4 protein-coding genes are annotated in these 2327 nt (G+C 75.9%); 1 reads left to right on the top strand and 3 read right to left on the bottom strand.

Going from position 1 to position 2327, the window contains the following annotated elements; translation table 11 throughout:
• The 3 genes from HGA02_RS16740 to HGA02_RS16730 all read right to left on the bottom strand — a co-directional run.
• A partial coding sequence (locus HGA02_RS16740) for a DUF2277 domain-containing protein (RefSeq protein ID WP_168680281.1) occupies nt 1-210 on the bottom strand: 210 nt, incomplete at its 3' end.
• Between the two features lie 10 nt (nt 211-220).
• Nucleotides 221-820 (bottom strand): methylated-DNA--[protein]-cysteine S-methyltransferase, encoded by a 600-nt coding sequence (locus HGA02_RS16735; protein ID WP_168680279.1) that lies wholly within the window; start codon nt 818-820, stop codon nt 221-223.
• Nucleotides 820-1299: an RNA polymerase sigma factor gene (locus HGA02_RS16730; RefSeq protein ID WP_343035556.1), complete on the bottom strand. Its 480-nt coding sequence runs from the start codon at nt 1297-1299 to the stop codon at nt 820-822. The genes HGA02_RS16735 and HGA02_RS16730 overlap by 1 nt, the downstream gene beginning before the upstream one ends.
• Nucleotides 1300-1409: 110 nt before the next feature.
• Here HGA02_RS16730 and HGA02_RS16725 point away from each other — a divergent pair.
• A partial coding sequence (locus HGA02_RS16725) for a pirin family protein (protein ID WP_168680274.1) occupies nt 1410-2327 on the top strand: 918 nt, incomplete at its 3' end.

Below are 2327 nucleotides of genomic sequence, written 5' to 3'. Positions count from 1 at the left end.
GGGCGGCTGACGGCGCGCGGGCAGCTCGTCGAGCAGGCGCGCGGTGATCGCCGCGATCTCGGCCACCGCGGCCTCGAACGGGTCGCGCGTCGCGTCGCTGAGCGACTGGACGCCCGTCACCTTCCGCACGTACTGGCGGGCGGCCGCCTCGATCTCCTCGGTCGTCGCGGGCGGCTCCAGCCCGCGCAGCGTCGTGATGTTCCGGCACATGCGCCCGACGCTACGCCGCACGTCCGACGCGCGCCTCCAGCTCGAGCAGCGCGTGCTTCGCCGCGTCGCCGCCCGCGTACCGGCCGGCGCTGCCGTCGGACCGCACGACGCGGTGGCACGGCACGACGAGCGGCACGGGGTTGAGCGCGCACGCCGTGCCGACCGCGCGGACGGCACGCGGGCTGCCCGCCGACGCCGCGACCTGCGCGTACGACGCCGTGCGCCCGTACGGGATGTCCGGCAGGCGCTCGACGACCGAGCGGCGGAAGCCGGCGGTCAGCCGCAGGTCGACCGGGACGTCGAACGTCAGACGCGACCCGGCGAAGTACTCGTCGAGCTCGCGCGCCACGTCGTCGAGCGCGCCCGGGGCCTCGAGCACGCGCGGGCTGACCCGCACCGCCAGGTCCTGGAGCACCGCGTCGTGGTCCTGGACGGCGAACGCCACGCGGACGACACCCGCGGGCGTGCGTGCCAGGAGCAACGGCCCGACGGGGCTGTCGACCGTGCGGTAGGCGACGTCGAGCAGCCCCTCCTCGGCGGCCCGTGCCACGAGCCCGGCGCGCAGCCGCGCGAGGTGCTCCCCCGTCTCCGGGGTCCGTGCGTCCGTCATCACTGCTCTCCCTCCTCGGCGAAGCGCGGGTACGTGCGGCGCAGCGTCGCGACCCCGTCGGCCGCCGCTCGTCGCGCCGCGGCCGACGTGCCGCCGAGCAGCGACGCGACCTCCTCGTAGGGCAGCCCGCCGAGGTGGTGGTAGGTCACCGACCGCCGCTGCTTGTCCGGCAGCGCCGCCAGCGCGGCCCACAGGTCCAGGTCGCGCCCGTCGGCCGGTGCGGTGCGCTCGGGCAGCTCGGCGACCGGGACGGCCTGCCGGGCGGCACGCCGCGTCACGTCGATCGAGCGACGCCGGGCGATCGTCACGAGCCACGCCTCGACGTTCGCGTCGGCCGGCAGGTCCGGGTAGGCACGCAGCGCCGACAGGAACGTCTCGGACCACGCGTCGTCGGCGTCGACCGGTCCCAGGACCGACCGGCAGACGCGCAGCACCGTCGCGCCGTGCTCCACGACGACCCGTTCGAACGGTTGCTTCACGCCCACAGTGTGCAGACGTCGGGGGTGTGCCGGGTGTGAGGTGCCACCGACAGGTCGGCGTGCCTGGCGTGGTGCTCCCGACAGGTCGGGGTGTCAGGCACAGTGGAGCCATGACGAACCTGGAGGTCCGCCCGGAGGAGGCGCTGTGCGAGGCGCTCGGGATGCGCGGGCCCGTCGCCGAGCTGCACGAGGCTCGCGAGGTCCCGCTCGGCGGCGTGCGGGCGATGCAGGTGCGCCGGACCCTCCCGCAGCGCGCGCTCCCCCTGGTCGGCGCGTGGTGCTTCCTCGACGAGATGGGGCCGCAGTCCGTCGACATGCGCGTGCTCCCGCACCCGCACACCGCGCTGCAGACCGTGACGTGGCCGCTCGTGGGCGAGATCCTGCACCGCGACTCGGTCGGGTCGGAGGTCGTCGTGCGTCCCGGGCAGCTCAACCTCATGACCGCGGGGCGCGGCGTCGCGCACTCGGAGTTCACGCTCGGCGACGACGCGCCGCTGCACGGGGTCCAGCTGTGGGTCGCGCTGCCCGACGACGTCATGGACGGCGCGCCGTCCTTCGAGCAGGTCGCGGACCTGCCGGTGTGGGAGGCGCCCGGGGCACGCGCGACGGTGTTCGTCGGCGGGCTCGACGGCGCCCGGTCACGCGCGCGCGTGCACACGCCGCTGCTCGGCGCCGACGTCGTCGTCGACCCCGGCCACGACGTGGTGCTGCCGCTCGAGCGCGGGTTCGAGCACGCCGTCCTGGTGCTGGGCGGTCGGGCGCTCGTCGCGGGTGTCGACGTCGCGCCCGGTCCCCTCCTCTACCTCGGCGACGGTCGTGACGAGGTGACGGTCCGTGCCGGGGCCGACGGTGCCCGCCTCATGCTGCTGGGCGGCGAGCCGTTCGACCACGACCTCGTCATGTGGTGGAACTTCGTCGGCCGGTCGCACGCCGACATCGCCGCCGCCCGCGCCGCCTGGGAGTCGCCTGACGCCGCCGACCGGTTCGGGTCGGTCGTCGGCCACGGCCCCGAACGCATCCCCGCGCCC

Origin of the sequence: Cellulomonas septica, assembly GCF_012396155.1 — a bacterium.
Lineage (GTDB): Bacteria > Actinomycetota > Actinomycetes > Actinomycetales > Cellulomonadaceae > Cellulomonas > Cellulomonas septica.
This window is presented reverse-complemented; position numbering and strand designations above follow the sequence as displayed.